At 69.5% G+C, this 22,429-nt stretch carries 25 protein-coding genes; 11 read left to right on the top strand and 14 right to left on the bottom strand.

Translation table 11 applies throughout. The features are described from left to right. The first annotated feature begins 19 nt into the window (after positions 1–19). Positions 20–193 carry a hypothetical protein gene (locus ACWCRD_RS16315; protein ID WP_344400847.1) on the top strand — a complete coding sequence of 58 codons (174 nt, stop codon included), beginning with the start codon at positions 20–22 and terminating at the stop codon, positions 191–193. 79 nt (positions 194–272) lie between these two features. Further along, entirely contained in the window at positions 273–2,063 is a 1,791-nt protein-coding gene (locus tag ACWCRD_RS16310) for an ABC transporter ATP-binding protein (RefSeq protein WP_450966468.1), read from the top strand. 133 nt (positions 2,064–2,196) lie between these two features. Here ACWCRD_RS16310 and ACWCRD_RS16305 read toward each other — a convergent pair whose 3' ends face one another. Further along, positions 2,197–2,463: a GlsB/YeaQ/YmgE family stress response membrane protein gene (locus ACWCRD_RS16305; protein WP_450966467.1), complete on the bottom strand. Its 267-nt coding sequence runs from the start codon at positions 2,461–2,463 to the stop codon at positions 2,197–2,199. Between the two features lie 248 nt (positions 2,464–2,711). Between ACWCRD_RS16305 and ACWCRD_RS16300 the strand changes: the two genes are divergently transcribed. The 3 genes from ACWCRD_RS16300 (at position 2,712) to ACWCRD_RS16290 (ending at position 5,094) form a co-directional block, all read left to right on the top strand. Beyond that, positions 2,712–3,788, top strand: a complete 1,077-nt coding sequence (locus ACWCRD_RS16300) for a TerD family protein (protein WP_450966466.1) — start codon at positions 2,712–2,714, stop codon at positions 3,786–3,788. Positions 3,789–3,923: 135 nt separating this feature from the next. Beyond that, positions 3,924–4,286: an ArsR/SmtB family transcription factor gene (locus ACWCRD_RS16295; RefSeq protein WP_450966465.1), complete on the top strand. Its 363-nt coding sequence runs from the start codon at positions 3,924–3,926 to the stop codon at positions 4,284–4,286. A 136-nt stretch (positions 4,287–4,422) separates the two neighbouring features. Then, on the top strand, positions 4,423–5,094 hold the full coding sequence (locus ACWCRD_RS16290) for a transglycosylase SLT domain-containing protein (protein ID WP_450966464.1): 672 nt from the start codon (positions 4,423–4,425) through the stop codon (positions 5,092–5,094). Here ACWCRD_RS16290 and ACWCRD_RS16285 read toward each other — a convergent pair. Continuing rightward, the gene (locus tag ACWCRD_RS16285; protein WP_450966463.1) at positions 5,091–5,240 is read right to left on the bottom strand and encodes a hypothetical protein; all 150 of its coding nucleotides are present in this window, start codon (positions 5,238–5,240) and stop codon (positions 5,091–5,093) included. The genes ACWCRD_RS16290 and ACWCRD_RS16285 overlap by 4 nt on opposite strands. A gap of 151 nt (positions 5,241–5,391) precedes the next feature. Here ACWCRD_RS16285 and ACWCRD_RS16280 point away from each other — a divergent pair, with 151 nt between their 5' ends. Further along, entirely contained in the window at positions 5,392–7,098 is a 1,707-nt protein-coding gene (locus ACWCRD_RS16280) for an LCP family protein (RefSeq protein WP_450966462.1), read from the top strand. A 57-nt stretch (positions 7,099–7,155) separates the two neighbouring features. Here ACWCRD_RS16280 and ACWCRD_RS16275 read toward each other — a convergent pair whose 3' ends face one another. The 3 genes from ACWCRD_RS16275 to ACWCRD_RS16265 form a co-directional block, all read right to left on the bottom strand. Then, positions 7,156–7,815, bottom strand: a complete 660-nt coding sequence (locus ACWCRD_RS16275; protein WP_450966461.1) for a zinc ribbon domain-containing protein — start codon at positions 7,813–7,815, stop codon at positions 7,156–7,158. Positions 7,816–7,968: 153 nt separating this feature from the next. Continuing rightward, positions 7,969–8,199 carry a hypothetical protein gene (locus ACWCRD_RS16270; RefSeq protein WP_450966460.1) on the bottom strand — a complete coding sequence of 77 codons (231 nt, stop codon included), beginning with the start codon at positions 8,197–8,199 and terminating at the stop codon, positions 7,969–7,971. Positions 8,200–8,209: 10 nt separating this feature from the next. Then, complete coding sequence (locus tag ACWCRD_RS16265) at positions 8,210–8,626, bottom strand: sec-independent translocase (protein ID WP_450966459.1); 417 nt, start codon at positions 8,624–8,626, stop codon at positions 8,210–8,212. A gap of 154 nt (positions 8,627–8,780) precedes the next feature. On the opposite strand from ACWCRD_RS16265, the gene ACWCRD_RS16260 reads away from it, so the two are divergent. Next, on the top strand, positions 8,781–9,356 hold the full coding sequence (locus ACWCRD_RS16260; protein WP_450966458.1) for a TerD family protein: 576 nt from the start codon (positions 8,781–8,783) through the stop codon (positions 9,354–9,356). Positions 9,357–9,471: 115 nt separating this feature from the next. Here ACWCRD_RS16260 and ACWCRD_RS16255 read toward each other — a convergent pair whose 3' ends face one another. From ACWCRD_RS16255 to ACWCRD_RS16245, 3 genes are all read right to left on the bottom strand, one after another. After that, entirely contained in the window at positions 9,472–9,990 is a 519-nt protein-coding gene (locus tag ACWCRD_RS16255) for a DUF1775 domain-containing protein (RefSeq protein WP_450966637.1), read from the bottom strand. Positions 9,991–10,015: 25 nt separating this feature from the next. Further along, positions 10,016–11,713 (bottom strand): purine-cytosine permease family protein, encoded by a 1,698-nt coding sequence (locus ACWCRD_RS16250; RefSeq protein WP_450966457.1) that lies wholly within the window; start codon positions 11,711–11,713, stop codon positions 10,016–10,018. Between the two features lie 542 nt (positions 11,714–12,255). Then, positions 12,256–13,338 (bottom strand): substrate-binding domain-containing protein, encoded by a 1,083-nt coding sequence (locus ACWCRD_RS16245; RefSeq protein ID WP_450966456.1) that lies wholly within the window; start codon positions 13,336–13,338, stop codon positions 12,256–12,258. 110 nt (positions 13,339–13,448) lie between these two features. On the opposite strand from ACWCRD_RS16245, the gene ACWCRD_RS16240 reads away from it, so the two are divergent. Then, on the top strand, positions 13,449–13,907 hold the full coding sequence (locus ACWCRD_RS16240) for a MarR family winged helix-turn-helix transcriptional regulator (protein ID WP_450966455.1): 459 nt from the start codon (positions 13,449–13,451) through the stop codon (positions 13,905–13,907). Between the two features lie 485 nt (positions 13,908–14,392). Here ACWCRD_RS16240 and ACWCRD_RS16235 read toward each other — a convergent pair whose 3' ends face one another. The 6 genes from ACWCRD_RS16235 to ACWCRD_RS16210 form a co-directional block, all read right to left on the bottom strand. After that, complete coding sequence (locus ACWCRD_RS16235) at positions 14,393–15,121, bottom strand: MgtC/SapB family protein (protein ID WP_450966454.1); 729 nt, start codon at positions 15,119–15,121, stop codon at positions 14,393–14,395. A gap of 566 nt (positions 15,122–15,687) precedes the next feature. Next, positions 15,688–16,437: a DUF1775 domain-containing protein gene (locus tag ACWCRD_RS16230; protein WP_450966453.1), complete on the bottom strand. Its 750-nt coding sequence runs from the start codon at positions 16,435–16,437 to the stop codon at positions 15,688–15,690. A gap of 46 nt (positions 16,438–16,483) precedes the next feature. After that, positions 16,484–17,179 carry a hypothetical protein gene (locus ACWCRD_RS16225; RefSeq protein ID WP_450966452.1) on the bottom strand — a complete coding sequence of 232 codons (696 nt, stop codon included), beginning with the start codon at positions 17,177–17,179 and terminating at the stop codon, positions 16,484–16,486. Between the two features lie 16 nt (positions 17,180–17,195). Then, positions 17,196–17,348 carry a hypothetical protein gene (locus ACWCRD_RS16220; protein WP_450966451.1) on the bottom strand — a complete coding sequence of 51 codons (153 nt, stop codon included), beginning with the start codon at positions 17,346–17,348 and terminating at the stop codon, positions 17,196–17,198. Between the two features lie 181 nt (positions 17,349–17,529). Then, entirely contained in the window at positions 17,530–18,255 is a 726-nt protein-coding gene (locus ACWCRD_RS16215; protein ID WP_450966450.1) for an N-acyl homoserine lactonase family protein, read from the bottom strand. A gap of 576 nt (positions 18,256–18,831) precedes the next feature. Continuing rightward, positions 18,832–19,668 (bottom strand): MBL fold metallo-hydrolase, encoded by an 837-nt coding sequence (locus ACWCRD_RS16210; RefSeq protein WP_450966449.1) that lies wholly within the window; start codon positions 19,666–19,668, stop codon positions 18,832–18,834. Positions 19,669–20,232: 564 nt separating this feature from the next. On the opposite strand from ACWCRD_RS16210, the gene ACWCRD_RS16205 reads away from it, so the two are divergent. From ACWCRD_RS16205 to ACWCRD_RS16195, 3 genes are read left to right on the top strand one after another with little or no spacing between them, the layout of a single operon-like run. Next, entirely contained in the window at positions 20,233–20,664 is a 432-nt protein-coding gene (locus tag ACWCRD_RS16205) for an ester cyclase (protein WP_450966448.1), read from the top strand. Positions 20,665–20,674: 10 nt separating this feature from the next. After that, complete coding sequence (locus ACWCRD_RS16200) at positions 20,675–21,796, top strand: LuxR C-terminal-related transcriptional regulator (RefSeq protein ID WP_450966447.1); 1,122 nt, start codon at positions 20,675–20,677, stop codon at positions 21,794–21,796. Further along, a complete protein-coding gene (locus tag ACWCRD_RS16195; RefSeq protein WP_450966446.1) occupies positions 21,793–22,185 on the top strand; it encodes a nuclear transport factor 2 family protein in 393 nt (130 codons plus the stop codon). Before ACWCRD_RS16200 ends, ACWCRD_RS16195 begins: the two co-directional genes overlap by 4 nt. The last annotated feature ends 244 nt before the right edge of the window (positions 22,186–22,429 follow it).

Here is a 22,429-nt window from a genome sequence, read left to right as displayed (position 1 = left end):
GTGAGAGGAGGTGAAAACCATGGCCACATCGCTCGATCCCGAAGACATCCGGGTGCTGCACGCGGGCACGGTCGTCCGGCCGTTCAACGACGGAGGGGGAGGGACCCCCGGCAACAGCGACCACCCCGACGGGAACTTCGACGGGGACATAGGGGACGACGACGACTGGGACCCGTGGGACGGCAAGAAATGACCTGGCCGTACGGGTGAGGGCCGGGGTCGCGCAACCCGCGCGGCCCCGGCTCGGCCGCACGGCAGACAGGAGGGGGACCATGCAGGATCGGACAACGCTGGGAGAGCCGGCGCCGCGCGTCTCGGCGCGCCGCGTCGCCGGGCTCTTCCGCCCGTACACCGGGCGGCTCACCGTGGTCCTGCTGATCGTCACCGGGTCCTCGGTGCTGGCGCTGGCACCACCGCTGATGCTCCGCGAGCTGCTGGACGTGGCCCTGCCGCAGGGGCGGACGGGACTCCTGACGGCCCTGGCGGGCGGGATGCTCGTCCTCGCCGCCCTCGGCTCCGCGGCGGGCGTCGTCCAGTCCTATCTGACGCTGACCGTCGGCCAGCGCTTGATGAACGACCTGCGCGGGGCCGTCTACACCCACCTGCAGCGCATGTCCCTGGCCTTCTACACCCGCACCCGCACCGGTGAGATCCAGTCCCGGATCGCCAACGACGTGGGGGGCATGAGCCAGACCGTGACCACCGTGGCCGTAAGCACCGTCGGCTCGGTCACCACTCTGGTCTCGGCGCTCGTGGCGATGCTCGTCCTGGACTGGCGACTGAGCTGCGCATCGCTGGCCATGCTGCCCGTCTTCGTCTGGATCAGCCGCTCGGTCGGTGCGGAACGGCGGGCGATCACCCGCCGCCGCCAGGGACAGCTCGCCGCGCTCTCCTCGCTGGTCCAGGAGTCGCTCTCGGTCGACGGCTTCCTGCTCGGCCGGGTGCTGGGCCGCCGGGCAGCACTCACCGAGGAGTTCTCGTTCGAGTCGAAGCGCCTCACCGATCTGACCATCCGCTCCAGCATGGCGGGGCGGTGGCGGCAGTCGGTGATCCAACTGATCATGTTCGCCATGCCGATCACCATCTACTGGCTGGCCGGTCTCACCGCGTCACACGGCGTGCCCGCGCTCTCCGTCGGCACCCTGGTGGCCTTCACCTCCCTGCAGCAGTCACTGTTCGCGCCCTCGATACAGCTGCTCCAGACCGGAGTTGCCGTGCAGAGCTCACTCTCCCTCTTCGAGCGCGTCTTCGAATACCTGGACCTGCCGGTGGAGATCCCGGAGCCCGAGCGGCCCGTGCCGCTGCCCCGCCCGCTCGGTCACGTCCGCCTTGAAGGCATCCGCTTCGCCTACGGAGAGCGCACGGTGCTGCGCGACATCGATCTGGACCTGCCTCCCGGCACCCACCTGGGGGTCGTGGGCGCCACAGGCGCCGGGAAGACCACTCTCGGCTACCTTGTGCCGCGCGTGTACGACCCCGTCGCCGGCCGGGTCAGCATCGACGGCATCGATGTCCGCGAGCTGAGCCTGGCCACCCTCACCGCCACCGTCGGCGTGGTCACCCAGCACACCTTCCTGTACCACGCGAGCATCGCGGACAACCTGCGCGCCGCCCGGCCCGGCGCCACCGACGGGGAACTGGCCGCCGCGGCGCGCGCGGCGCAGCTCCACGACCTGGTGGAGAGCCTGCCGGAGGGCTACGACACGGTGGTGGGCGAGCACGGGTACCGGTTCTCCGGCGGTGAGAAGCAGCGGCTGGCCATCGCCCGCGTACTGCTGCGCGACCCCCGGGTGCTGGTGCTCGACGAGGCCACCAGCGCGCTGGACACCCGCACCGAGCGGGCGGTCCAGGAGGCGCTGGACCGCTTGGCCGCCGGACGCACGACCATCACCATCGCGCACCGCCTCTCGACCGTGCGCCACGCCGACCAGATCGTCGTCCTCGACCAGGGCCGCATCGTCGAACGCGGCACCCACGCCGAACTCCTCGCCCTCGGCGGACGTTACGCCGCCCTGGCCCAGTCCGCACACGACGAAGACGCCGCGTCGGACACCTTGGTGTAGGACACAACGAGCTTCGCGCAGTCCGGTGCCTCGCCCGGCCGCGGCTCAACCGGCGGGTGCAACAGCTCGCCGCCGCCATGGGCCGGCGCGGGCGCCTGCTCCGGTTCTCCCGAACCTGATGGCGGTCCGCGGGTCAGTCGCGTGAGTTGCCGAACAGGATCCGGTAGGCGATGAGCAGGACCAGGGAGCCGCCGATGGCCGCGCCCCAGGTGTAGAGGTCGAAGAAGTTCTTCGCCACCGGGCGGTCGAGGAAGCGCGCGGAGAGCCAGCCGCCGACGAACGCGCCGGCGACACCGATGAGGGTGGTGCCGATCAGACCGCCCGGGTCGCGGCCGGGCAGCAGGATCTTCGCGATCGCTCCGGCGAGCAGGCCGAGGATGATCCAGCTGATGATGCCCACGGTGTTGTCCTCCAGTCGGGGTCGGGCCGGGCGGGGTCCGCCGGGTGCCCGATGCTGCGTATTGCTTGGTTGCGCAAGACTAGGAACAGCCGCGCCGCGTTGACGAGACCCTGCTGGTCACTGCGGATGAGCTGTTGAGGTTCTGTCACCTGATCAAGACATTTGCGCAAGCCTGCAAGTGGAAGAGTTAGGGTCGAGTTGACCAAGAGAACCGCGGAAAGCGGAACCGGCAACTGCGGAGGACGTGCATGAGTGTGTCCCTGACCAAGGGCGGCAACGTATCGCTGAGCAAGCAGGCCCCGGGCCTGACTGCGGTCACGGTCGGGCTGGGCTGGCAGGCGGACACGGGCTACGACCTGGACGCCAGCGGACTGCTGTGCGACCAGTCCGGGAAGGTGCTCTCCGACCAGCACTTCGTCTTCTTCAACAACCTGACCAGTCCCGACGGTTCGGTCCGTCACTCCGGTGGCGGCAGTGCGGTCGGCGGGGACGACCAGCAGATCCAGGTCGACCTCGCCCTGGTCCCGGACCGCGTCACGAAGATCGTCTTTCTCGTCTCCCTCTATGAGGCCGCCTCCCGCGGCCAGAGCTTCGGACAGGTGCACCGCGCCCACATCCGCGTCCTCGACCGGGACGCGGGCACCGAACTGGCCCGCTACGACCTGGCCTCCGGCGGCCTGTCGAGTGAAACCGCCCTGGTCGCGGGCGAGTTGTACCGGCACGGCGCCGAGTGGAAGTTCCGCGCGATCGGGCAGGGCTACGCCTCCGGGCTGGCCGGCATCGCCACCGACTACGGCGTGAATGTCCTGCGCGACACGCCCCCGAGCCCGGCTGCCGCCCCCTCGGCGCCGGTGAGCGCTCCTGCGTACGTGCCGTCCGCGGCCCCCACCCCGACCATCGTCTCCCCGCCACCACCGGCGTTCGCCCCCACCCCGCAACCCACCGGGAGTTCCCCCATGACGTGCTTCTTCGACCCCAACCACGGCCCCGGCACGACGACCGTGACCTGGTCCCCGCAGTGGGGCGTGCCCCGGCCGATCCAGGCGTGCGGCGGCTGCGCGCAGCGCGTGCAGAGCACGCCGCCGCCGTTCTACACGCCGCCCCAGCAGGGCTACCCGCAGCCCGCGCCGCAGGGTTATCCCCAACAGGGCTACGGGCAGCCGTACACGGACCACCACCAGCAGCAGCAGGGCGGTGGCCGCCGCTTCGGCGCCGGAGCGCTCATCGGCGCCGGTGCGGCCGGTCTGGTCGGCGGCGCGCTGCTGAACGAGGCGTTCGACGACGACGAACCGGACGTGATCGTCAACAACTACTACGAGGAATGACCGGCAAATTGCGGCCTGCCCGGCCTCCGATGGGGACGGCCGGGTCCCCGGTAGCACCTGTACACCGAGGCCGTACGCCTACACTGGGTGCGCGCGTGTGCGGGCGCTGTGACGAGGTTGGGGCGGGAGACGACTGTGGCGCAGAACGTCGGCGGTTATGAGGATCCGTCCGCCGAGCTCCTGGCGGAGGCGGCCGAGGCCTTTGGACTGCTCGCGTCGTCGGCCCGGCTGCACATCATGTGGGCGCTGTCCGAGGGCGAGAGCGACGTCACGCATCTTGCCGACCGGGTCGGCGGCGCGCTGCCCGCGGTCAGCCAGCACCTGGCGAAGCTGAAGCTCGCCGGGCTCGTCCGCGCCCGACGCGACGGCCGCCGGCAGGTCTACTACGTCGACGACCCCGACGTCGTGACCGTGGTCCGCGTGATGGTCGGGCAGCTGACCGCCCGTACGCGAAAGGCCGCCGCACCGGTGCGCCGACTGAACGCGGCTGGTGTCTGAGACCGCCGCGACCGTTACGGCGGGGCCGAACCGGACCGTGCTGCGGCGCGGACACAGCGGCGCCTCACACAGGTCTTAATGCGCCTGTTGTACAAGGGTGCCGGCCAACGGGCCGGGGTGCAGGAGAGGGCGAGGCATGTCCGTGTCGAAGACGCCGAAGCGTTGGCGGTGGCTCCCCGTTGTGGTCTTCGCCCTGGCGCTGTACGTCATCGTGCGTGCCGCCGGGACCTCGCAGGGCGACGCGCAAACCCGGGCACGAGCATCCGTCCCCACTCCGGCGGCCACGGCGGCTCCTTCGACCTCGGCGACGACGACCTCGTCGTACGACCCGGCTGACTACGCCTCCCAGGTGCGCGCCCGGGCTCGACAGACGGGCGTCAGCGCCCAGTTGCTGATGGCGATCCTCTACAACGAGTCGTACAAGCCCCACGACCCGTCCCTCGAGCGGGCCTGGCAGAAGTACAAGCCGGACGCCGCCTTCGGCATCGCGAACATGCACCGCGCCACCTTCGACGAGGTCAAGAAGGGGCGGGACTTCGCCGACCGGCGGTGGGAGGAGCTGCCCGACGACCGGGACCTCGCGATCGAGGCCGAAGCCTGGTATCTGCACGACCTCGCGGCCCAGCTGCCCGCCACCTGGCGCGGCGCGTACACCAAGAACGAGCTGCTGGCCCTCGGCTACAACACGGGCGCGGGCAACATGCTCGCCTTCGCGCGCGGCGCGACCCCGGGCAGCCAGGCGCAGTCCTACCTGGACGAGCTGAACGCCAACTGGGCCAGGGCGGGCAGCGCGGTCGCCGCCGACTAGCCCGCGAGGGACACCGGCTCGGACGGCGGCAGGCGCCCGATCTTCCCGATACGGGGCGGGGTTAATTGCACCGTCTCGCCGTACTGGCCGAGCGCGGCGCCGCTTGGATCATCGCTCGGATCAAGGTGGCGCGCCTTCCCGGGCATGAGATCCCTCACCTGTGAATACGGCAGGATCTGGGCTGTAAAGACCATGAATTTGCTAGATTGCGCAACTGTGCAACCGAGGTGAGACCCTCTCACCTGCCCGTACCCCGACGGCCCCGTCTGCCGGGCCGACCGTTCATGGGAGTTGGAGATGAGTGACCCGTGGGACGGGCCGGGCGGTCGGGCCACGCGTAGTCGCACCGGCCGGGTGCCCGGGCAGCGCAGGCCCGCGCCGGACGGTTCGCGCCCGCCGCGCGGCCGGACGGACTCGCGCTCGCGCGGTCGTTCGGACTCGCGGCGCCCGGCCCGGCTGACGGGCCGCGGCAGGCGGGTGCTGAAGATCGCCACGATCTGCCTGTCCGTCCTGATCCTGGCCACCGCAGGCGCCGGCTGGTGGTTCTACCAGCACCTGAACGGCAACATCAACAGTGTCTCGCTCGACGGCAAGGGCGGCACGGAGAAGGCGGATGCCTTCGGCCGTACCCCCATCAACATCCTGGTGATGGGCTCCGACGGCCGGACCAGCGCGGTGGACTGCAAGCTCGGCGGCGGCTGTTCGAAGACCGGAGTGCAGACCGGCCACGGGAACGCGGACGTGGAGATGGTGGTGCACGTCTCCGCGGACCGTTCGAACGCCACCGTGATGAGCATCCCGCGGGACACCATGACCCACGTCCCGACCTGCAGGGACAGCGCGACCGGTCAGTCCACGTCCGGCTACTACGGCCAGATCAACAGCGCGCTCCAGTACGGCCCCGCGTGTCAGGTGGCCACCGTCCACCAGCTCACCGGCATCCCCATCGACCACTTCGTCGAGCTCGACTTCTCCGGCGTGGTCAAGATGTCCGACGCGGCCGGCGGCGTCGACGTCTGCGTCAGCGACAACGTCTACGACACCTACTCGCACCTGAAGCTGTCCAAGGGCACCCACACCCTGAAGGGCGTCGCGGCCCTGGAGTTCGTCCGCTCCCGGCACGGCTTCGGGGACGGCAGCGATCTCGGCCGTACCGTCTCCCAGCACATCTTCCTGAGTGCGCTGATCCGCAACTTCAAGAGCGCGGGCACACTCACCGACCCCACCAAGGTCTACGACCTCGCGGACGCCGCCACCAAGGCACTGACCGTCGACGACGGCCTCGGCAGCGTCAGGAAGCTCATCTCGCTCGCGGCCGACGTGGACAAGGTCCCCACCAAGCGGATGACGTTCACCACCATGCAGACCGCTCCCGACCCGGCCAACAGCGACCATGTGCTGGTGGGCGCGGGCGCCAGGAGCCTGTTCTCCACCATCGCGGGCGACCAGTCACTGACCACCGGCTCCGGCGGCAAGTCCGCGGCGGCCTCCGCGACCGCGAAGGCCACCGCGACCGCCTCGGCCGTGCCCGCGTCGCAGATCGCCGTGACGGTGGCGAACGGGACCACGATCACCGGCCGCGCCTCGACGATCGCGACGGCCCTGACCGACCAGGGCTTCAGCTCCGGCACGACCACGGCCAACGCCCCGAGCGCCGCGACCACCACCACCCTGACCTACGGCACGGGCCAGAGAGCCGAGGCCCAGACGGTCGCGAAGGCGCTGGGGCTGACCTCCTCGCACCTGCAGCAGGGCACCGGCGCGGGCGTGACCCTGGTCGTCGGCAGCGACTGGCCGAGCGGCACCAGTTACCCCGGTGGCACGTCCCCGACCGCGCCCGCCGACTCACAGGCCGCGGTCTCCCACGCGCATGCCTCCACCGCCGACCAGGCCAAGACCTGCGCCAAGGTCAGCCCCTACAAGACGGTGCAGATCAACGGCGTGCCGATGACCCCGGCGCAGGCGTACGCGGCTGCCGCCGCCGAGCCCGACTCCGACGCGTGAAGCACGCGGGCGCGGTGGTGCCCGCCGCCGCACGCGAGCGTGGAAACCGGCCGCCGGCTACTGGCGTGTGCCGCAGCCCGGGCAGAAGGCCGCACCGTTCGGCACGACGCCTGAGCAGGAGGTGCACTGGTCGGACTGGGCGAGGTGGTAGCCGCAGCCGGAGCAGTAGGCGGCTCCATGGGTCTCGGTCCGGCACTGAGGGCAGACCAACTGCCGGGGCGCGGACGGGTCGTAGGACTGCCCCGCCTGCTGCCCCGCGGCGTAGGACCGCTGCGAGGCCATGTCGTTCAGGCCACGCTGCTGGGCCGCCATGGCCTCGGCCGCGGTGTCGGGGGCGCAGTGCAGGCACAGTCCCTGCGCGGCGTTCCAGCAGCGTCCGCAGACGTAGTTGGTGCAGCGAGCGCAGCGGTTGAAGTGCCCCTGCGCATTGTTGATCGCCCGCTGGAAGGCGTGGTCGCGGGCTTGTCCCCAACCGGCCCCCGCAAGCCCGTCGGCCGCCGACGTCACGCCCCTGCCCGTGTTGCCGAGCAGGCTCCAGGCGACGTCGGCCCCTTTCTGGAGCCAGCTGGCGGCCCGCTCGCCGACGTACGCCTCGAAGGGCGACCGCCAGGTGTCGTAGCAGCGGGAGCAGGAGAACTCGAACTGGAAGCCTGACCCGGTGCCGTTGCGTTCACACAGGTCACGGTAGTTGTTGCTGAAGTAGATCTCGCTGCTCATGTGGTCCCCCCACAGGTCGAGCCGTCGGCACACTGCCGTACGACGCAGGCGGAAGAGTACTGGTTCTCGACGGCCGAAAAGTCACCTCGTCGGCCTTGCGTCCGGCGTGAGTACGCCGACGTCGTCGACGGCCGACCTCCGCGAGCCCGTCCCTCAGGGGCTGGCTATGTCGAAGCCGTACCGCAGCGGTTCGCTCGTGACGCCGTAGTCGCGGCGGTAGAGGTACACCCCTTCCGCGCGCAGGCCCTCCGGTCCGGCTTCCACCTGGCACGGATACGTCACTTGGATCACCCGCGGCCGGTCGGAGACCTTCATCCGCAGTCCGTCCGCGGGCCCTCCGGTGAGCACCGCGGTCTCCCATCCCGTTATGCCGATCGTTTCCACGGCCGTCAGTTTACGGCTTGCGCAAGTCGATATGTGTTGCTGCACTGGTCCCCGGTGTCGCATCCTCCTGCGGCATCTCGTCGGCCGCTTCGCGCACCGCTTCGGCGACCTGGGCCAGCTCCGCCCTCGGGTCGAGGGCGCTGCGGACCTCGTCGAGCCCGAAGCCGTCGGCAAGGCCGTTCCCGTCGCCGTCGAGGACGTGCTTGCGTACGAACGTCTTCGGATGCAGGTCCTGGAACTCGAAGTCCTTGAACTCCGGCCCCAGTTCGGAGCGGATTTCCTCCTTGGCGCTCTCGGAGAGCTCCCGCACCTTGCGCAGGAACCCGGCCACGTTCTGGATGATCTCCGGGAGTCTGTCCGGTCCGAACAGCAGGACGGCGAGGACCGCCAACGTGACCAGTTCCATCGGGCCCACATCGGAGAACATCTGGCACCCTTCGCCTTCGCCAGGTCGACCCGCCCGGCGCGGGAACCCTGTGGCGTCGATACTTTAGTGCTTGCGCAAGCATGGGAACCGTCGCGGTGGTTTTGGCGTTGAAACCCATGACCGTGAAATCAGTCCGCAGTCGGGAGGAAGAACCGTGGGAGTGAGCCTGGGCAAGGGCGGCAACGTGTCGCTGAGCAAGGAGGCGCCGGGCCTGAGCGCGGTGCTGGTCGGTCTGGGCTGGGACGTACGGACGACGACGGGCGCCGACTACGACCTCGACGCCTCCGCGCTGCTGCTCGACGCATCGGGCAAGGTCGCCTCCGACCGGCACTTCGTCTTCTACAACAACCTCACCAGCCCCGACCGCTCGGTCGAGCACACCGGCGACAACCTCACCGGTGAGGGCGAGGGCGACGACGAGTCCATCAAGGTCAACCTCGCCGCCGTACCGGCCGAGATCGAACGGATCGTCTTCCCGGTCTCCATCCACGAAGCGGAGGCGCGCGGCCAGAGCTTCGGACAGGTGCGCAACGCGTTCATCCGCGTGGTGAACCAGGCGGGCGGCCAGGAGATCGCCCGCTACGACCTCTCCGAGGACGCCTCGTCGGAGACGGCAATGGTCTTCGGGGAGCTGTACCGCCACGGAGGAGAGTGGAAGTTCCGCGCGGTCGGCCAGGGCTACGCGTCGGGCCTGCGAGGCATCGCGGCCGACTTCGGGGTCAACGTCTGACCGCCGCCTGCGGTCCCCGGGGCAGGTCAGGGCTGCCGATGGCAGCCGGGTTCACCACCGCCTTCGGCGTCGCGCACAGCGTCGCGGCCGACCTGGGCCGCTGCACCAGGTGCGGTTACTGCCGAGCGCGGCGGGCTCGGGTCAGGGCCAGGCCGCCCGCGATCAGAGCCAGTACGGCGACGACGAAGCCGCCGACGGCCAGGGCACGGGCGGCGGAATCACCGGCCTTCGCGGAGGCGGTCGAGGCGGCGCCCGGTGGGTGGGAGTCGGAAGTGGTCGCTGCCGTCAGTTTCAGCGTCGGGGCGGGGTTCTCCGGCTCGGGCCGGCTGCGCGGCTGTTCTTCGATCCAGCGGACGATCTTGCCGTCCGAGTAGCTCTGCAGGGTTTTGAACGCCAGTTGACCGGTACCGCTCGGTAGTTGCCCGAGGAGACGGTGAAGTCCCGGTAATTGCCGGGGGGCGATCCCGCCACCGGTCCAGACGATCTCGGAGACGGTGCTGGTGATGTCGCCGTCGTCGCTCTTGATCGGCGTCTTGAGGTGGGTGTTCTTCACCCGGGCCGTCCAGGCAGGGGCGGGGACCCGCCGCCCGACATCGGCTCCGGCCCGAGTCGAAGGACGCGGGCCGGAGCCGATTGCACATGGACGTGAGGGTGGGGGGTCAGTCCGCGGATCGGACGGTGGGCATGGCGAGTACGACTGGTCCGGTACCGGCGCCGCTCTTGCAGGAGTCGTGGCAGTCCTTCTCCAGGCTGCAGCACAGGGAGCAGATGGCCCCGGAGTGGAAGGGGCAGTTGGCCACGTCGGGCCGCTCGAAGTCGGTGGTGCACACGGTGCAGGTGAGAGTGACCGCCGACGGCAGGCCGTCGGAGCCGAGCAGCGGCTCCTCCAGGTCGTCGACACGGGCGATGTAGTACTTGCCCTTGGTCAGCACCGCGAAGAGCGGCGAGAGCACCATGGCCAGGAACAGGGCGATGAACGGGGAGTACGCCTTGCCGTAGTCGCCGAAGGCGTTGAAGTACGCGGCGATGGAGACGGCCGAGGCGATGAGCATCGAACCGAAGCCGACAGGGTTGAAGTTGTAGAGGTGGGCGCGCTTGAACTCGATGTACGAGGGGCTGAGCTTCAGCGGCTTGTTGATGACGAGGTCGGCGACGACCGCGCCGATCCAGGCGATGGCCACGTTGGAGTAGAAGCCGAGCACCGTGTTGAGGAAGCCGAACACGCCGCCCTCCATCAGGGCCAGCGCGATCCCGACGTTGAGGAAGATGTAGACGACCCGGCCGGGGTGGCGGTGGGTCAGCCGGGAGAAGAAGTTCGACCAGGACAGCGAACCCGAGTACGCGTTCGTCGAGTTGATCTTTATCTGGGAGAGGATCACGAAGAACGTGGCCAGGCCAAGGGCCACGGGCGCGGCGAAGGTCTTGAAGCCGTGCACATACTGCTGGATGGGCTCGTTGGCCTTGGACAGGCCCACACTGCCGGCGATGTAGAAGGCGAGGAAGGCCCCGCCGATCTGCTTGGCCGCGCCGAGCACCACCCAGCCCGGGCCGGCCGAGAGTACCGCGCCCCACCACTTCTTGCCGTTCTCGGGCGTCCTGTCGGGCATGAACCGCAGGTAGTCGACCTGCTCGCCGATCTGCGCGATCAGGGACAGGGCCACGCCGGCGCCCGCTCCGACGCCGAGCATGCTGATGCCGGAGCCGGTGGGGGAGTTGCCGGCGAAGTGCGTGAACTGCGAGAACTTGCCCGGCTCCTGGATGGCGATGGACACGAACGGCGCGACCATCAGCACCAGCCAGACCGGCTGCGTCCACACCTGCATCTTGGACAGCGCCGTCATGCCGTAGATGACCAGCGGCAGGATGATGAGGGAGCAGATCAAGTAGCCGACGGCGAGCGGGATGTGCAGCCCCAGCTCCAGCGCCTGCGCCATGATCGAGCCTTCGAGGGCGAAGAAGATGAAGGTGAAGCTGGCGTAGATGACCGAGGTGAGCGTGGACCCGAGGTAGCCGAAGCCCGCGCCCCGGGTCAACAGGTCCATGTCGATGGAGTACTTCGCGGAGTAGTACGAGATCGGGATGCCGGTCAGGAAGATGACCACTGCCGCGGCGAGGATGGCCACCATGGCGCTGGAGAAGCCGTTGGAGATGGCGATGGAGCCGCCGATGGCGAAGTCGGCGAGGTAAGCGATGCCGCCGAGGGCCGTGGTTGCCACCACGTAGGGCGTCCAGCGCCGGAAGGACTTCGGCGCGTAACGCAGCGAGTAGTCCTCCAACGTGTCGTTCTGCGCCCAGTTGTTGTACGTCCGTCCACCCGCACTCGCCGGTGGCGCTTCCTTGTCGACGATCTCCGTCACGACTCTTCCCTCTTCCGGACGCAGGGCCACGACCCGGATGACCCCGGGTGTTTTCAGGGAAGAGTCAGGTCCCTCTGTTTCTTGAGCGTTTCGCGTTCTTTAAAAGGGAGTTCTTTGACGAGCCCTTTATGTGACGCGCGTAGAAAATAGGGAATCCACCATTGGAGAAGGATGGTCAAGGTGTCTGGATGTGCCCTCTGAGCTGGTCACTTTGTTGCTGTCTGTGGCTGAAGGTGATTGTGTCGTGCGGATTCCGGACGCAATTCTCTGTCGAGCTGCCCGGTGGGGTGACGGCTGTTTGCGGGGGCAGGGCGAATTTCGTGATTGCGTACGGTCCGGCGGCGGATTCGTCGGTGCCTGTCTCGCACCTCCGGGTGGGAAGGCGGGAGGGCGGGTGCCCGGCGCGGCCTGCGTCATGGATGGCGACTTGCCTCGCTTGATACTTCCCGTAGAAACTATTTCTGAGGCAGGGTATTGTCAACGGCCACGCGGGACAGCGGCCTGAGAGGCACGCTGACCAGCCCCAACTGGAGGACGAGGGGTCAGAGTTGGGCGACGATGTGGAAGTCGAAGGCGTCCGCCCGTGCCAGATACAACCGTTGGGCGAGATGGTTGCCGTCCAGCCGCAGAACGCCCCGCGGACCTTCGTAGGACACTGTGTCTGCGACGGCACACATCGCCCGGACATCCAGCGACCGCGTCCGCTCGGCCAGCGCCGCCAGCAGCCGTACCCCTTCGAAGCACGACTCGCCGAGGCTTCCCACGACGGGTGCCTGCACCCCGAACCGGGCCGCGTAACGGGCGCTGAAGTCCAGGCTCTCCGCGGTCGCGAGCGTCTCGAAGAACCCGGCCGCCGCCCAGAGCCCGTCGGTGGCCTCGGCGCCGGTGGCCAGCAGGATGTTCTCGTCCATATGGGTGCTCAGGCGCAGGCACCGCTGGTGAAGACCGTATGCGGCGAACGCCCGGTTGAAGCGTGCCGCGTCGTCCCCGATCAGCAGCATCAGCACCGCGTCGGCCTCGCTCCGCTCGATCCGGCGCAGCACCGGCCCGAACTCGTGCGTCCCCAGCGGCACGAAGACCTCGTCCCGCACCCGGCCACCACAGGCCCGGGCGTACCGGCGCGCGGCACGGGAGGTCACCCGCGGCCACACATAGTCGTTGCCCACCGTGCACCAACGTCGCGCCCCGGTCGCCTCGGCCAACAGCCGCATCGCAGGGAACAGTTGGGCGACGTCGGTCTCGCCGGTGAGGAAGACGCCAGGCGTGCGCTCGCCGCCCTCGTACTGGGCGGTGTAGACATACGGCACCCGGCCCGCGATCCGCGGCAGCAGTGCCTGGCGGACCGCCGAGGTGTGCCAGCCCATCACTCCGTCGACGGCGCCCAGCGACACCAGGGCCTCGACCTCGGCGGCCACCTGCTCGGGCGATCCCCCACCGTCCACCGTGACGAGCCGGACCTCCCGGTCCAGCACACCACCCGCGGCGTTGAGCTCTTCCACGGCCAGTTGCGCGGCCAGTTCGCACGACGGGCCGAAGACCCCCGCCGGCCCTTGCAACGGCACGACCAGAGCCACGACCAGCGTCGTGCTCGAGTCGCCGTTCCCTCTGGGCGGCACCGGATGCACAGATCACCTCCGTGAGGGCATTGGGCGCGCGGATCCCGGTCCGGGCCCCGGCGCCCTCGCAGAGGCTCGTAATCTGCCCGAACAGTAGACCTAGTGGAAGGACACCGGCAATGCCGTCCGAATCCTCCTCGCCGGACCTTGCCCACCTGCTCAGCCATGCCGAGCGACGCCTCGTGCAGCGCTTGGCCGGGGTGCTGGCGGAGGAGGGCTGCTCGGTGGAGGAGTGGCGCGTACTGGCGGCCGTCGCCGACGGGCAGGGCCATCCGATGACCGAGATCGCCGAGCATGTCCTCATGCCGGCGCCCAGTCTGACCAAGCTGGTCGACCGCATGGTCGCCGGCAACCTGGTCTACCGTCGCCCCGACCCCGACGACCGCCGCCGCGTCCTGCTCCACCTGACCGCCCGCGGCCGCATCCTCCACGACCGCGCCGCCCGTCGCGTCCACTCCGACCAGACCCGGCTCCTCGACGCCGTGGGCGACCAGGGAGAACTCGCCCGACTGCTGTGTGTCCTCACGGCGACGGTGGACGGGCTGCCTGCGGTAGTGGCAAGTCGCCGGAAGGGTTGAGGTTCTCCCCCGCCGGCGCAAGTTGCCCGCTTCATCGAGGTCTGCGTCAAGCGAATGGCATCGTGGCCGGACTCAGCGAGATGCCCTGGCGCCGCTTCCTCTTCTTCAACGCCCTGTGGGTGGGGGTGCGGGTGACCCTCGGTGACCTCGCCGGAGACCACATCGGCACCCTGTACCCGGCCTCCAGCGTTACGAGTTGTACGTGCTCGCCGCAGCCGGCGTGGCCCTCGCCGTGGTGGTCGTTCGCCACCTGCGCCGTCGTCGGGCCACGGAGGCGAGTCGGCCGTCTACGGATCCGGACCCGGACCCGGACGATCGGCAGACTCCAGCTCGCTGACCCCCTGGGCGCGACTGATCGGTGGCCCTCAGCAGCGGTCGGCGCGCTCCTTCGTGGCGATGTGGATGAGGTAGGCGCGCGGGGTGAGGGACGAGGCGGGCCAGGGGCGCGGGTAGGAGCAGCAGATACGCGCTGAAGGCGCTCGCACCTATTCGTCGGTGGCCGCGGTCATCTCGACGTCGATCACGCCGTCGTTCTGGAACAGCTCGGCGGTGAGCGGGCCGGCGTCGGCGGTGCCCTCCAGTTCGAGCAGGACGCGTGCGGCGGGATCGGTTCGGCCGGGCAGGCGGTCGACCTTGACCTCCAGGATGCGGAAGCCGCGCCGGGTGCAGGCCTCCATGAGTTGGGGCAGCAGGGCCGTGCCCGTGCGGTACGTCATGCGCAGTTCGAACGTCGACGCGGTCGCGCCGGGTATCAGACGGTCGGCCAGCAGGGGATAGCCCCGTACGACGAGGAAGTGCAGGGCGGTGACGGCGCAGGCGAGGATGGGCAGGCCGCCTCCGCAGGCCATGCCGACCGCGCAGGTGAGCCAGATCGTCGCGGCGGTGGTCAGACCGCGGACGGCGTCCCGTCGTACGAAGATGAGGCCGCCGCCGATGAAGCCGATACCGGAGACGATCTGGGCCGCCACCCGCGAGGGATCGAAGGACACGTTGTCCAGGCCGAGCACGTTGGTGAAGCCGTGCTGGGAGACCTCCATCATCAAGGCGCTGGCGATCCCGACCAGGGTGTGGGTGCGCAGGCCCGCGCTTTTCTGCTGGGCCGCCCGTTCCCAGCCGATGAGGCTGGACAGCAGCAGGGCGAGCCCCAGTTCGGCCAGCTGACGCAGGCCCTGTCCGTTGTCCACGTCCCACAGCGGAACTGCCAGTCCGGTCACACGTACCTCCCGTCCACTCAGGGCATCTACCCCGAGGGCAGAGACCAAGGCTGTGACGAGTCCGACAGGTCATGGCCACGGACGATGACGACAGCAGTACGACACCGGTACGAATCCCGCAGTTCTGCTTGGCGGCCATCTGCGCGACCAGGGCACATTGCGCGAGGCCGAACAAAAATTGGCCCGGACGCCAGGACCACACCCACCCGGACACTCGAACGGCCTGCGGCGCAGCGAGGTACGTGGCGTTCTGGTCCCGGACCAGGGTGATCCGCAAGGGGTGCCCGACGGCTGCATACTCCGCCTTGGCCGTGTGCGCGTTGTCGCTGCGGGCCTTGGCCAGCCGTTTCAACAGCTCGCCGATCGTGGGCACCTCACCGGCGATCTGCGGCTCCCCGGACCGCATGCGGCGGTCGAGCACAGCAAGGCCCCGAGCAATGCGGCGACGGAGAGGACCCGAGGACGAAACAGTACGGCGGCCATGACGACTCCCCCGAAGACGGCTACTGCGACGACGCCGGTCCGCCGGGCAACGTTCGGGCGGACCGGCATCGCTGCAGTGTGCGTCAGCTCTGCGACGACGCCTTGCGCCGCTGCATCAGCCACCAGGCGCCCGCACCGAAAAGGGCCACCGCGGCCAGGACCAGGCCGACGGTGACGCCGGTCGAGCTGTTGTCGTCCGTCTCCGCGGCCTTGGCGCCGGTGTCGGAGTCCGCGACCGCGACGTCCGACTCGGTGGCCGACGGGGTCGGGACGGTCGCTGTACTCTCCGTCGCGCCGGGACCGGGGCTGACCGGCTTGGCGTCGGGAGCCGCTGGCTTCAACTTCAGTACCGGCGCGGGCTGTTCGGGCTCCTGACCTCCGGTGGGGAGTTCGATCCAGCGGGAGATCTTGCCGTCGCTGTAGGTCTCGACGGTCTTGAAGGCGATCTCCTTCGCCTCCGGCAGCTGACGGACCTTGATCTTGTGTTCGGCGTCGACGCCGACCTCAAGGGCAGGGCCGGCGACACTGTACCCGTCGTCGGTGGCCTTCAGCTTCCAGCCCTTCGGGGCCTCGTCGAGCGTGACGTCGCCTGGGGCGATGCCTGCGGGCAGCACGACGCGCAGCCGGGTGAAGCCCGCCGACTCCGACTCGGCCTCGGAGACGAAGCTGAGGGTCACGTTCTCGGCCAGGGCCTGCGGGGTGTCCGCCTCGACTTCCGCGTGGGCGAAGGCCGGTGCGGCCAGGGCGAGCGTCGCCGTCAGGGCGGCGGCACCGACGAGAGCGACACGGCGGCCGGTACGGGGCACCAGGTCAAGGGAGTTGGGCGTGGACACAGGGGGACTCCTTGCAGATACGGGACGATCCGGTCCCGCACAACAGCTAGGACCGGGCTACGGACGGGAGGAACTCCCGCTGCGGTGGCCCCCTGCGCACCACCGCATGCGCCAGTACGTCGTCCCAGGCCGGTGCCGCCACCTCGAACGAGGCGCCCGGCTGCCGGCCGGGCAGTGCGAGCGCCGGCCGACCGGTGCCGAAGACCGGCCACGGCAGCATCTGGGCCAGGCCCGCCAGGGCCGCCGCGGCCAACGCGCCCAGCGCACCGAGCGCGGCCGTGATCCGGGCATCCGCCCGGCACAACAGCCAGGCCACGACCAGCGCGGCGACCACATGGACGGTCGTCATGGCCGCCCCGGCGTGATGCCAGGCATGCCCGTCACCGACCACGGCCGAGCCATGCCCGGCGGGCATCGCGTACCCCGGAATCGCCGCCGGTGGGTCGCCGTCCGCGTAGGACAGCGCGAGATGCAGCCCGCCCTGCACAGTCAGCGTGCAAAGGACGGTCGCGGCGGGCGTGTAGCGCCGCCGGGCCAGCGGCCAGCCGGCCGCGAACTGCGCCACGACCAAGACGCCCACCAGCCGCCAGGGAACGGCCCCCTCGGCGATCGCATGATGCCCGAAGGCCGCGAGCAGGGTGCCGAGCAGGGCGAACAGCCCGGCCCGCGCGCACGTTCCCGCACGGCTGGCCCGGCCCGCTCCGGCACACATCTCGTACCCGTTCACGTCATCCGGCGACACAGTCGCTCATCAATTCCTACCCGAGCGCTTCCGCGAGCCGTTCAGGTGTCCTGGTGACCAGGCGGGGGTAGGGCGTGCCGATCACCCGGCCGAACAGGACCGCGATCAACCACCAGGCCCTGGGCGCGGTCAGCCGTTCGTCGTAGAGGAGCCGGGTGGGGGAGGTCACGTGCGTTCACCTTGTCGTATACGTGGGGTCGGACAGGGCTGTTCACCACCTACAACGTCGTCGAAGCGATCGTCGCGCTCGCCGGCTCAACACAGGCGGCACCGTGCGCACCCTGCACAGCTCGGCCTGGGTCACTCTCGCATGGCTCGACGGACGTGGGTGAAAGACGCCAGGTGGCCGTCTAGTCCGACCTGGCTGGGAAGGTGCTCTGCGACGGTTCCCAGACCGAGCAGTCGTGAGCGAAGAGAACGCGTCGTGGGTCGAAGTCGTCGAGTCGCTCCATCCAGTGCCGGTAGGCGGGAAGCGGCTGCTCCACGCCGTCACGTGCCGCTTGATGGGCCAGCTGGTCTGATGCGTAATGCGAAGCGAAGTCGTGCGCTTGGCCGGCGAGGACCACCGTGCCGTCTCCTTGCCGGAGGACCAGCGACTGATGCCCTGGGGTGTGCCCTGGTGTCGGAATGATCCAGACGCCCGGCCGGACCTCGGCCTCACCGGAGAGTTCCTCATAGGACGCGGCGGGGAAGTCGATCAGTTCGTCGAAGGTGTGGTCGCCGTTGCGGGCAGTGGCCAACTCCACGTCCTGGACCAGGACGGGCTTGCCGCCCAGGAGAGGGTTGCCGCCGCAGTGGTCGAAGTGGAGGTGGCAGTTCGCGACGAGTGAGATGTCGTCAAGAGCGACTCCGGCCGCGGACAGGGCATCCCGCAGGCCTCGCCGTCTGGGCCGGTAATGGGCTTCGGTCTCGGGGTCCGCTTTGCCGATGCCGGTGTCGAAGAGGATCAGGCCGTGATCGTGTTGCACCAGGTACGCGAGCACAGGTTCGACCCGCGGCTGTGGTCCGCCGGTCTCCGACGCGGGCCGGATGAAGTACCCCAGATCGAGCCGACGCACCGCCATGTTCTTCGCCATGCCGCCAGTTTCGCGGGTTTGGACGTTCCGGTAGGGCGGTCTGCCAAGAGCAGAACCATGACCTAAGCCGTCGGCCGCACCGAAGGCGGCGGTCGGCGACGTAAGCCCGAGCCAAGGGATCGGGTCTCGCGCGGCGGCAACTGCTTGCAAGGCCCATCCGGATCCCTGTCCGCCCGGCCCTCCGGCGATCGAAGCTGCCGGGCTCGCCCGCCTGAACGAACCTGGTCGGCCGGGCGCCGCCATCTTTGCCGGATGTACGGCCATGGGAATCCGGCCGGTTCGCGGATTCCGGCACACAGCAGTTCGTGAACACACCGGCAGGTCCCGCCGGATCAGGCAAGGCGCTGTCAGGTTCGCCAAGTGACTGGGGATCAAGAGGTGACCGAGGTTGCCAGACTCGGCGGTGGGCATCGGACAGTGCCGACCCGTTCGCTGACCGGGTCCTGGGACCGAGCGGGGGGCCGGAAGACCACTCTGCTGCGGGCTGTCGATGGTCTCCAGGCTCGGGTGGGGGGGGGGACACCTGGAACCGTTGTCCGCACTCCTCGTCCTGGTCCGATGCAGGCGGCTCTGGAGTCATCCCGGGCTGGCGGGCGCAGGCTGGTGGCCGCCGCCGGTGGGCTCGAACCCTGCAAGCATCTGCTCCAGTGCCGCTTGGTCCGGCCCGACGAACCCCGGTTGCCCGGCTGCCGATCCGAGCGTGTCGATCATCGACGGGGTGATCCCCGGAGCCGGTGGCAGATGCGTGGAGAGGACGAGCTCCGGCTCCCTGTCCCGTAGCGTCTGGAAGGTGCCGAGGAACTTCTCCACGTCTACGTTGTGCACCCACGGGCTGTCGACCGTGGCCCACAGCAGCTGCGCGGCCCGCAATTCCTCCACGCCGATCGCACCGACGTCATCGGCGTGTGCCGCTTCGGCACTGGGCATCGGCCCGCCGAAGCAGTCGGAGCTGAAACAGACCCCTGAGCGGTCGTCGAAGAGGCCGACCGTGGCCGGGTTGTCGAACAGCGGCGGCCGGAACGCGGTGAGCGTGCGGTCGCCGACGTTCAGGGTCTGCCCTGGGTTGATCAAATACAGGCGATCGAGCGGCAGCGGCCTCTCGCAGGACATCAACCCGGCGGACAGGAACGTGGTCACGACACGCGCCTTGGGCGCCGCGGCCAGCAGATCGAATATCCCGCCCGTGTGATCACGGTCGGGGTGCGTCAGCCAGAGCCATCGCACATCGGCGGGATCCAGCACGGAACCGAGCACCTCCAGGAAGTTCCTGTCGGGGAGCCCAAGTCCGGTGTCGATGACGACGGGCTGCGAGGCGAGCAGTACGAAGGCGTTGACCGGGAGGTGCCCGATCCCCGGTACCTCGATGCTGTCATTGAGAACGCTGATGTCCGGGCGGACCTTGTGAACCGGCATGTCGCATCTCCATGCCCCCAAAATGGTGATCGCGCCGCGGCCTATGCGTCCATCATCTGCCCCTCCCTCTGGCCCCGCATCCCGGCCAGGGCGCCAGTCAGACGCCAGATGGGCATCACGACGGATGAGGTCCTCGCCGCTGCTGGACCAGTACACCGTCGGCCGCTCGCGGGCGGGTCCCGACCACGATCACGCCTGGTCGGTGTCCTGTGCGGCTGGAGGATCCGGGCGGCTGGATGATGGGGGTGGCGATCTCGGTGATCGACGTCAGCGACCGTCACCAGGCAGGCCGCTCGTGTGGGCACCACGCCGGAGGTCGAGCAGACCGCGCAGGAGCAGGAACATGCCACCCGCCGCGGTCCCCGGCCTCCAGGATCTGACCGCGGTCGACGTCCTGGACGCGGTCCTGAAGTTCGGGCCCGCTCGCTGGCAGAACCAGGACGGTCCGGAACTGTTCCGGGCGCCGGCCGCGGGTCGGACGGCGCCGCGCGCCCTGAGCCGGCGCCGGGATACCCCAAAGAGTTGGGGTTCCGGAGCCCACTTGGTGCGCCGACGATTTCCCGTATGGACACCATTGAGCAGAACAAGCAGACCGTGACCGCTTTCATCGACGCGCTGTTCACCAGGGGTGACCTGTCGGCCGTCGACGTCTACCTCGCCGAGGACTTCGTCAACCATGACCCGCCGGTCGGCGTCGGCGCGGACCGGGAGGGCATGCGGGCCGCCGGCGCCCTGTTCCGGCAGGGGTTTCCGGACTGGCATTCCGACCTGGGTTTCCTGGTCGGCGAGGGAGAGCTGGTGGTCGAGCAGTTCACCGCCTCCGGCACCCACCAGGGCGAGGTGATGGGCGTCGTGGGTGACGGGCGCACCGTGGTCCTGAAGGGGATCAACATCTTCCGGGTCCGGGGCGGCCGGATCGTGGAGCGCTGGGGCCGTCTGGACGACCTCGGACTGTTGCGCCAGCTCGGGCTCGTGCCGACGCCGACCTCGGCGTAGCGTCGACGTCATGGCCACCGGCATCCGGGAGCGACGCGTCGAGCGGCTGATCGACCGCTGCTACGCAGGCCTGGACCTGCCCGAGCTCACCATCGAGGTGCTACACCGCTTGCCGGACATCCTCCCTCTGGAGGCGGTCTTCTTCGCGTCCGTCGATCCGGCGACCCTGCTGTTCACCTCGATGGCGGCCCAGGAGCCCTTGGACGGCGCCAGTTCCCTCTTCCTGGACAACGAGTACGGGCGCGAAGACGTCAACAAGTTCACCGCACTCGCACGAGGGCTCGACACGGTCACGTCGTTGGACCGGGCCACTCGCGGTCAGCGCTCCGAGAGCGCCCGCTACCGGGAGATCATGGCCGGTCTGGGCCTGGGGGATGAGCTGCGGGCCGCCCTGATCGCCGGGCGCGACTGCTGGGGCGTGCTGTGCCTGCATCGGGCCGACGGGCAGGCCGGCTTCTCCGGCCAGGACCTCGATGTGCTGAGGAAGATCGCCCCGCACCTGGCCGAGGGACTGCGCCGTACCGTCGTCCAGGAGACGCTGCGGCGAGAGGGGCCCGCAACACCGGGCACCCCCGGCGTGATCGTGCTCGACCAGGAGCTCGCCCTCGTCTCGATCAGCCCGGACGCTGAGCAGTGGCTCGCCCGGCTGCCCGGCCCCCGGATCGTGGGACTGCCCGTACCCGTGTACTCCGTCGCCGCGCACCTGGCCACATCCGATGACGTGCCGGGGGCGGCCGCGGCGGACCGTCACGGATCTGTCCGGCTGCGGACGAACGACGGTCAGTGGCTGTCTCTGCACGCCACCCGGCTGCGGGGCCCTGTGGGGGAGCAGATCGGCGTGGTCGTCGAACCTGCCCCCGCCGCCGAGATCGGATCCCTCATCCTGGCCGCGCACGGCCTCACCCCGGCGCAGAACCGGGTGACCGCCCTTGTGCTGGAGGGCTGCTCGACCCGGGAGATCGTGGAGCGGCTCCACGTTTCCGCCTACACCGTCCAGGAGCACCTGACAGCCGTCTTCGCCCGGTTCGGCGTCCGCAGCCGACGGGAGCTCATCGCCGCGCTCCTCTCCTCGCACCGGCCGAGCCAGGAGTGCCCAGTCCCAGGGGGGAAACGATCGAAGGATCCGCCATGACGAACTCGAATGCCGAACTGATCGAACGGGGGTACCGTGCCTTCGCCGAAGGCGACATCCCCGCCGTCCTTGAGCTCTTCGACCCCGACATCACGTGGCACGTCCCGGGGCACAGCCCGCTGTCCGGTGACTACCACGGCCCCGACGGCGTCTTGAAGTTCTTCGGCCTGTGCATGGACCTTTCCGGCGGGACCCTCAAGGTCCCCGCCGACGAGATCCTCGCCGAGGGGGAGCGGGTCGTGGTCCTCAGTGAGGTGTCGGCCGAGCGGCACGGCAAGTCCTGGTCCTCCCCGGAGGTCCACGTCTGGCGCGTCGTCGCTGGGAAGGCCGTCGAGTTCCGCGAGTTCCAGGGTGACGAGAGGGCCGAGGACGCCTTCTGGTCCTCGTGAACCTCCGGCCGGCGCCGGAACACGTTTCTCCTGGGGTGGCGTCTTCTGCGAGCGCCGGTACCGCCCTCGGACTTGGCATCGAGGGCGCACGGGATGCCGGGTATCCGCGGTGGGGCGACAGCCTCGTCGGCGCAGACCGCCCGTTCTGCGGCTCGCACCGCCGGCCGGCTCGGGTGCGCGCTCGCGTTCTGTGGAAGCGGAATGGGGGCGGGGGAGTGTCAGCCATGCTGTGAGGATGGCGCGC

Source organism: Streptomyces sp. NPDC002092 (assembly GCF_053593775.1).
This window is presented reverse-complemented; position numbering and strand designations above follow the sequence as displayed.

Coding starts and splice junctions, on each gene's coding strand:
- ACWCRD_RS16315 (WP_344400847.1), top strand. CDS start 20: ATGGCCACATCGCTCGATCCCGAAGACATCCGGGTGCTGCACGCGGGC.
- ACWCRD_RS16310 (WP_450966468.1), top strand. CDS start 273: ATGCAGGATCGGACAACGCTGGGAGAGCCGGCGCCGCGCGTCTCGGCG.
- ACWCRD_RS16300 (WP_450966466.1), top strand. CDS start 2,712: ATGAGTGTGTCCCTGACCAAGGGCGGCAACGTATCGCTGAGCAAGCAG.
- ACWCRD_RS16290 (WP_450966464.1), top strand. CDS start 4,423: ATGTCCGTGTCGAAGACGCCGAAGCGTTGGCGGTGGCTCCCCGTTGTG.
- ACWCRD_RS16285 (WP_450966463.1), bottom strand. CDS start 5,240: ATGCCCGGGAAGGCGCGCCACCTTGATCCGAGCGATGATCCAAGCGGC.
- ACWCRD_RS16280 (WP_450966462.1), top strand. CDS start 5,392: ATGAGTGACCCGTGGGACGGGCCGGGCGGTCGGGCCACGCGTAGTCGC.
- ACWCRD_RS16275 (WP_450966461.1), bottom strand. CDS start 7,815: ATGAGCAGCGAGATCTACTTCAGCAACAACTACCGTGACCTGTGTGAA.
- ACWCRD_RS16265 (WP_450966459.1), bottom strand. CDS start 8,626: ATGTTCTCCGATGTGGGCCCGATGGAACTGGTCACGTTGGCGGTCCTC.
- ACWCRD_RS16240 (WP_450966455.1), top strand. CDS start 13,449: ATGCCGTCCGAATCCTCCTCGCCGGACCTTGCCCACCTGCTCAGCCAT.
- ACWCRD_RS16215 (WP_450966450.1), bottom strand. CDS start 18,255: ATGGCGAAGAACATGGCGGTGCGTCGGCTCGATCTGGGGTACTTCATC.
- ACWCRD_RS16210 (WP_450966449.1), bottom strand. CDS start 19,668: ATGCCGGTTCACAAGGTCCGCCCGGACATCAGCGTTCTCAATGACAGC.
- ACWCRD_RS16205 (WP_450966448.1), top strand. CDS start 20,233: ATGGACACCATTGAGCAGAACAAGCAGACCGTGACCGCTTTCATCGAC.
- ACWCRD_RS16200 (WP_450966447.1), top strand. CDS start 20,675: ATGGCCACCGGCATCCGGGAGCGACGCGTCGAGCGGCTGATCGACCGC.
- ACWCRD_RS16195 (WP_450966446.1), top strand. CDS start 21,793: ATGACGAACTCGAATGCCGAACTGATCGAACGGGGGTACCGTGCCTTC.